Raw genomic sequence first — 6,802 nt, 5'->3', positions numbered from 1 at the left:
CCGTTCATCTGCCGGCTGTTCTACGGGCCGGGCGGACCGGGAGGCCCATGCGGCTGCGGAACGAAGCCGCTCGGCTACCTGGACCGCTACGACGGCGCCAAGTAGGCGCCGTCGCAGGCGGACGAGCGTGGAGGCGTGCGGAGCGAGGTCGAAGCGTGCAAGCCCGCTGCAAGGCGTGCGGAGCGAGGTCGAAGCGTGCAGGCTCGCCGCAAGGCGTGCGGAGCGAGGTCGAAGCGTGCAGGCTCGCCGCAAGGCGTGCGGAGCGAGGTCGAAGCGTGCAGGCTCGCCGCAAGGCGAGCGGAGCGAGGTCGAAGCGTGCAGGCCCGCCGCAAGGCGAGCGGAGCGAGGTCGAAGCGTGCGGGATGGCGGGAAGCTGCCGCCGAGCAAGCGCAGGCAGACTCGAAGAGGGGAACGGGCCTATGGCCGTTCCCCTCTCTCGGGTCGGCGTTGCGGCGAATTGTCACATATGGGGTGATACAATATGTATCTTTATCGAGCAAAAGTAGGCCACCATCGCATCCGGTTCGAAGTGCAGACCGAGCATCTGAAGGAATGGATCGCCGCGAGGTTCCCGGAGGATCGGGACGAGCTGGCGGCGCTGCCGGTCGGGAGCGGCGAGACGGCGGTCGAGGCTGCAGGTGCAGCGAGCGAGAGCGAAGTGGTGGCGGCGTTGGCATCGACGGAAGCGGCAGGGGCCAAGGCGGTGCTGTACATAACGGATTTTTACGGCTCGATGTACGACGAGGGTCCGGTCGAGATCGAAGCGGACGGCGACACGGTCGTGTACTCGCGCAAGGATTACCGGATGGAGACGTCGGCGGACTATTCGAGCGTGAAGCTGCAGGTATTCGACGATCTGGCTCTGAAGCATGCGCTCATCAACTGGTACAGCGCATGGCTGATCCATCGCCGCGAGGGGCTGCTCGTGCATAGCTCCTGCGTCGTGGACGGCGGCAAGGCGTGGATGTTCGTCGGGCATAGCGGAGCGGGCAAATCGACGGCGGCCGAGCTGTCGGCGCCGCGGCCGATCCTGTCGGACGAGGCGACGCTGCTGCTGCTGGATGCGGACGGCGGCGTGACGATCCACGATTCGCCGCTGCGCAGCGAGAACGAAGAGCGCGGCGAGGCGGATGCCTGCCCGCTCGGCGGCATTCATTTTCTCGTGCAGGCGGAGGAAGTGCGGCGAGAGCCGGTGGGCAAGGTCGAGGCGCTGATCGGCCTCATGGACAAGGTGTTCTATTGGAAGCACAGCAAGCCGGAGACGGCCAAGATGATTGCGGTCTGCCGCGAGGTCGTGCAGCGCGTGCCGGCGTATGAGCTGCATTTTCAAAAAAACGATTCATTCTGGGAGGTCATCTCATGACAGTGCTGGCAAATCAGCTCCTGAAGCGGCAGGAATCGATCGAAACGGCGGAGCTCGACGGCGAATGGGTGCTGCTCGATCTGGAAAGCCACTCGATCACGAAGGTGAACGAGATGGGCGGCTACATATGGGAGCTGCTCGAGGCATGCCCGACCATCTCGCAGCTGACGGAGCGCGTCGCCTCGGAGTATGCGGCGGATCCGCTGCAGGTGCAGGCCGACGTGGAGGCGTATGTAGCGGAGCTGATCCGCGTAGGGCTGATCGTGCATGAATAGTTCGGCGGGCAACCTGGCCCCCATGGTGGCCGCCTTGATTCAAAAGCGCGGCGCCATGGAGCTGACCTCCTTCGGCATGAGCATGTATCCCTTAATCCGGGAAGGCGACGCAAGCCGCTTCGTGCGCGTCCGCGCGCGGGACCTGGAGGTAGGGGATGTATGCTTGTTCGTAAGCGGCAGCGGCATCCTGACCGGGCATCGCCTGGTCGAGATCCGCGGCGAGGGCGCCGGCCGTCAGTACGTGTTCCGTGGGGACACGAGTTATGTCGCCGACGACCCGGTCGGCCCTGAGGCGATCCTCGGCCTCTGGACCGGCGTCCGCCGAGCTCGGCGCGGCGGAGGAGCGGGCGCGGCGAGGATCGCGGCAGCTGCCGCTGGGGCTGGCGCGGCGAAGGAGGCGGCGGCCGATGCCGCTGGCGCAAGGGCCGCGGAGGGAGCGGGAGCTGCGGTTGGGGCTGGTACGGCGAGATCCGCAGAGTCGGAGGCCGATGCGGATGACGCAAGGGCCGCGAAGGGAGCGGTAGCCGCGGTTGGGACGGCAGGAGCGGCGCCATCAGGCACGGGCAGCCGTGCCGCTGGATTCGGCGGCAAGTGGATCACGCCGAAGCATTGGCAGGCGCGGCTGCTGCGCTGGCTCGTGCTTCGCTATCCGTTGACGCGCAAATTCACGCGCAAGCTCGGCACCTGGAGCATGTCCCGCAAGCCGATGTACCGCGCGGCTTCGCGTTGACGAAGACAGCGCGCCGATGCGCGGACGGGACGAGCGAATAGGCTCGAACGAGAGTCCAAGCGCCCAAGTTGCTCGGAAGACCCGGGTTAGTCTGCTCGAACAGATGCCCCAGCGTCGGAGTTGCGCGGAGAAACCGAGTAACTTGGCTCGAACAGGAGCCCCAGCGTCGGAGTTACGCGGAGAAACCGAGTAACTCGGCTCGAACAGGGGCCTCAGCGCCGGAGTTGCGCGGAAAACCCGAGTAACTCGGCTCGAACAGATGCGGCAGCGACGGAGTTGCGCGGAGAAACCGAGTAACTCGGCTCGAACAGTTGCCCCAGCGTCGGAGTTGCGCGGAAAACCCGAGTAACTCGTCTCGAACAGATGCGCCAGCGCCGGAGTTACGCGGAGAAACCGAGTAACTCGGCTCGAACAGATGCCTCAGCGCCAGAGTTGCGCGGAGAAACCGAGTAACTCGTCTCGAACAGGGGCGTCCCAGGAGGCATTAAGTCGAAGAAATCGAGTTAGTAGGGTTCGAGTTGGGCATCCAGCAGGTATTAACTCGTAAAAATCGAGCTAATGCGCTCTAACGGGGGCTCCCGGATGGCATTAAGTCGAAGAAATCGAGTTGGTAGGAGCCCGGAGGAGCGAGTCACAGGCTGTAACCCGAAAAAATCGGGTTACAGGAGCCCGGAGGCGCGAATCGGAGGCTGCAACCCGAAAATGTCGGGTTACAGGAGCCCGGAGGAGCGAATCGGGGGCTGTAACCCGAAAAAATCGGGGTGCAGGAGTGCGGAGGATCGAGTCAGAGGCTGTAACCCGAAAATGTCGGGTTGCAGGAGCCCGGAGGAGCGAATCGGGGGCTGTAACCCGAAAAAATCGGGTTGCAGGAGTGCGGAGGAGCGAATCGGGGGCTGTAACCCGAAAATATCGGGTTGCAGGAGCCCGGAGGAGCGAATCAGAGGCTGTAACCCGAAAAAATCGGGTTGAAGGTCTGAACGCGAGGTATCGTGGCATCAGCGAGGCGATAGCGGAGGAATGCTAGCCGCTGGGCAGAGCAAGGAGCAAGCGAAGTAGCGTGGCGGTGATGAGAGGGGGCGTGCAGTGCCAGCGGAGCGACGGTCTGACTAGCACGGAACGCTAGCAAGCAGCGCTAGCACGCAACGCTAGCAAGCAGCGCTAGCAAGCAACGCTAGCAAGCAACGCTAGCACGGAGCGCTAGCAAGCAGCGCTAGCACCAACACTAGCGACTTAGGACAGCAAGGAGGCGGAGGGCATGGCGTACGGCAAGGCAGGCAGAGGCGGCGGCAGACGTAAGGCGGTCGAGCCGACGGATGGTGAGCGAACGGGAGGCGATGGAGCGGCTGCGGCGCTGAGGCAGCGGCTGGCCGATGGCTGGCTGCGGCTTGGCGCGGACATCAACGAAGCGCGGCAGTTCCAGCGCTACGAGCTCGTGTTCACCGACCGCGAAGCGGCGGTGATCGACGAGCAGGGCCGTCTGCAGCGGCGCTTCCCGAAAGGCACGATCGACGAGATCGAGCTGCGGGAAGGCGTCGCAGGAGGCGCGCTCGTCCTGCTGACTCGCGACGGCATGCGCGAGGCGGCGCGCTTCACGCTTCCGCATCTGGAAGCGTACCGCATCGCCATGCCGCGCATCGCCGCATGGCTCGAGGAGCCGCTCCCGGTTCCCGGGGGAGCGGCTCCGCAGCCTCCCGCGCCGGGCAGCGACGCTGCCGGCGCGAGCCCCTCCGCGCCCTCCGGGCGCGAGCCCCACGCCGCGCCGCAAGCCGGCGCGCCCCAAAAGCTCCCGCCGCGCGTGCGCAGAGGCGCGGCGCAAGCCGCCGCCCCGCGCGGCGCAGCCGTCTCGGCCGAGCCGCAGGGCGCGGCCGAGCCCTCCCGCGCTTGCCGCGTCTGCGGCAAGCGCCTTTGGCACCGGCGCACCAAGTGCCTCCGCTGCAGCAACAAATACCTCATGGTCCGCCGCATCCTGGCGTACGCGCAGCCGCATCGCCGGCTGATGATCGCCAGCGGCGTCCTGCTGCTCTTCAGCATCGCCTTCGAGCTCATCCCGACCTATCTGATGAAGCTGCTCATCGACAACTTCACCGAAGGCGGCAGCCGCAGCGCGCTGCTCTGGCTCATCGTCGCGATGGCGGCCGTGCATCTGATCGGCACGGGCGTCTCGATGGCCCGCAGCTTCATCGGCCTGCGCTTCGGCGGCAGGCTGATGGGCGACATCCGCAAGCATGCGTTCGACGCGATCCTGAAGCTGTCGATGAGCTATTTCGACCGCAGGCAGGTGTCGCAGTTCATCAGCCGCGTGCAGAACGACACGGAGGAGCTCAAGCAGTTCCTCACCGAAGGCTTCATCCAGTTCCTCTCGCAGGTGCTGCTCGCGGTCGGCGTGCTCGGCCTGCTGTTCTACCTCAACGCGCCGCTGACGTGGATGATCCTCATTCCGGTGCCGTTCCTGGCGCTCGGCTTCCTCTGGATCTGGCCGCGCATCCGCATCCTGTGGTACTCGCAGTGGATGAGCGTCATGAACGTCAACAACGTCATCGGCGAGTCGCTGCAGGGCATCCGCGTCATCAAGGCGTTCGCCCAGGAGCGGCGTGAAAAGCAGCGCTTCGCGCAGGCGAACGATACGCTCGTGAAGCGCATGATCTCGATGGGCAACCTGTGGATGAGCGTCTCGCCGCTGTTCTCGCTCGTCATCGCGGCGTTCGGCCTGCTCGTCTGGTACGCCGGCGGCAAGTCGGTGCTCGGCGGCGGCATGACGCTCGGATCGCTGACCGCCTATGCGTCGTATCTGGTCATGTTCTTCGGTCCGCTGCAGGCGTTCGGCGCCTCGCTCAATATGATCAACCGGGTGATGGGCTCGGCCGAGCGCATTTTCGAGCTGATGGATGCGAAGAGCGACACGCCGGACCGCCCGGATGCGGTGCAGCTCGAGAGCGCGCAGGGCGAGATCCGCTTCGACGGCGTGCGCTACGGGTATGACAAGAGCAGGGCCGTGTTGAAGGATCTGAACCTGACGATCCGCCCCGGCGAGATGATCGGCCTCGTCGGTCCGAGCGGCGCCGGCAAGTCGACGCTCATCAATCTCGTCTGCCGGTTCTACGACCCGGATGCCGGCAGCATCACGCTGGACGGCATCGACCTGCGGGACATCGCCCAGGAAAGCCTGCGCGCGCGCATCGGCGTCGTGCTGCAGGAGACGTTCCTGTTCGACGGGACGATCGCCCAGAACATCGCCTACGGCAGAAAGGACGCGTCGCCCGAGAGCATCATCGAGGCGGCGCGCACGGCGGGGGCGCACGGCTTCATCTGCGGCTTGCCGGAAGGCTACGAGACGCAGGTCGGGGAGCGCGGACACCGCCTCTCCGGCGGCGAAAAGCAGCGGATCGCAATCGCCCGCGCCGTGCTGCTCGATCCCGAGATCCTCATCCTCGACGAGGCGACCGCCTCGGTCGATACGGAGACGGAGCGCGCCATCCAGGAGGCTCTGGCCCGCCTGGTCAAAGGACGCACGACGATCGCCATCGCCCACCGGCTCTCGACGCTGCGCGGCGCCGACCGGCTGATTGTGCTGGAGCAGGGCCGCATCGCCGAGACCGGCACGCATGACGAGCTGTACCGCAGCAAGGGCACATACTGGCGGCTCGTCGAGTCGCAGAAGCAGATGACCGAATCGGAGGTGGGATGATGAACGGCAACCTGGTGTTCATGAACCGCTCGAAGCCTTACGAGGTGATGCTGTACCACAGCCGCGAAGGCTATCTCAAGGCCGTGCTCGGCGGCGAGCCGATGGGCCGCGTCAAGCTCGTGCGCTGCTTTCCGTACTCGCTGCCGGATCGGCTCATCTCGGTGCGTACCGCCGATACGGGCAAGGAGCTGCTGCTGCTGCCGAGCCTGGATCAGCTCGAGGAGGAGAGCCGCATCGCGGCCGTCATGGAGCTCGAGCGGGAGTATACGATTCCGCGCATCGAGCGCATCGTCTCCATCCGCAAGAAGGGGCCGGAGTGGATCTGGTCGGTCGAGACCGACTACGGTCCGAGCATGCTGCATATGAGCATCCTGCACGAAGGCATCCACAGCCTGGCGGACGGGCGCTGGATCGTGACCGACGACGATGGACGGCGGTTCGAGCTGTCGAACCTCGACCGCATGGACCAGCGAAGCCGGGATCAGTGGGAAAAAATCGGCTGACTGGCGTCAAGGACGAGATCGGCGGTTCGATACGCGGCGGCAGCGAAATCCGGCTTTCAAGCGAAAGCCGGATTTTTTTAAAATATCGCTAAATAAAGAAGGAATTCTTCTTCTTTGGTCGAAAATGTAAGCGGATACATAACGATCCAGCGAATTTCGACAACTTTCTGCGGAATCGGGTCCTCTACTGTCTTGACGAATGACGGGAATTGCAATAAATTAAAGAGGTGTTGATACAGAACGTAA

The 6,802-nt window shown here is 64.8% G+C and carries 5 protein-coding genes; all 5 read left to right on the top strand.

Annotated elements, in window-relative coordinates:
• The first annotated feature begins 481 nt into the window (after positions 1-481).
• The 5 genes from H582_RS29465 (at position 482) to H582_RS0124310 (ending at position 6,556) form a co-directional block, all read left to right on the top strand.
• Positions 482-1,363 (top strand): hypothetical protein, encoded by an 882-nt coding sequence (locus H582_RS29465; protein WP_043112010.1) that lies wholly within the window; start codon positions 482-484, stop codon positions 1,361-1,363.
• A complete protein-coding gene (locus H582_RS0124325; protein WP_028600625.1) occupies positions 1,360-1,638 on the top strand; it encodes a PqqD family protein in 279 nt (92 codons plus the stop codon). The genes H582_RS29465 and H582_RS0124325 overlap by 4 nt, the downstream gene beginning before the upstream one ends.
• A complete protein-coding gene (locus tag H582_RS30565; protein ID WP_127464629.1) occupies positions 1,631-2,368 on the top strand; it encodes a S24/S26 family peptidase in 738 nt (245 codons plus the stop codon). The genes H582_RS0124325 and H582_RS30565 overlap by 8 nt, the downstream gene beginning before the upstream one ends.
• A 1,255-nt stretch (positions 2,369-3,623) precedes the next feature.
• The gene (locus H582_RS29455) at positions 3,624-6,053 is read left to right on the top strand and encodes an ABC transporter ATP-binding protein (RefSeq protein WP_052333632.1); all 2,430 of its coding nucleotides are present in this window, start codon (positions 3,624-3,626) and stop codon (positions 6,051-6,053) included.
• A complete protein-coding gene (locus tag H582_RS0124310) occupies positions 6,053-6,556 on the top strand; it encodes a DUF1854 domain-containing protein (RefSeq protein WP_052333631.1) in 504 nt (167 codons plus the stop codon). Before H582_RS29455 ends, H582_RS0124310 begins: the two co-directional genes overlap by 1 nt.
• Positions 6,557-6,802 lie beyond the last annotated feature (246 nt).

Source organism: Paenibacillus pasadenensis DSM 19293, from assembly GCF_000422485.1.
GTDB classification, from domain to species: Bacteria; Bacillota; Bacilli; order Paenibacillales; family Paenibacillaceae; genus Paenibacillus_O; species Paenibacillus_O pasadenensis.
The sequence above is the reverse complement of the archived record's forward strand: the minus strand, read 5'-3'. Positions and strand labels throughout refer to the sequence as shown.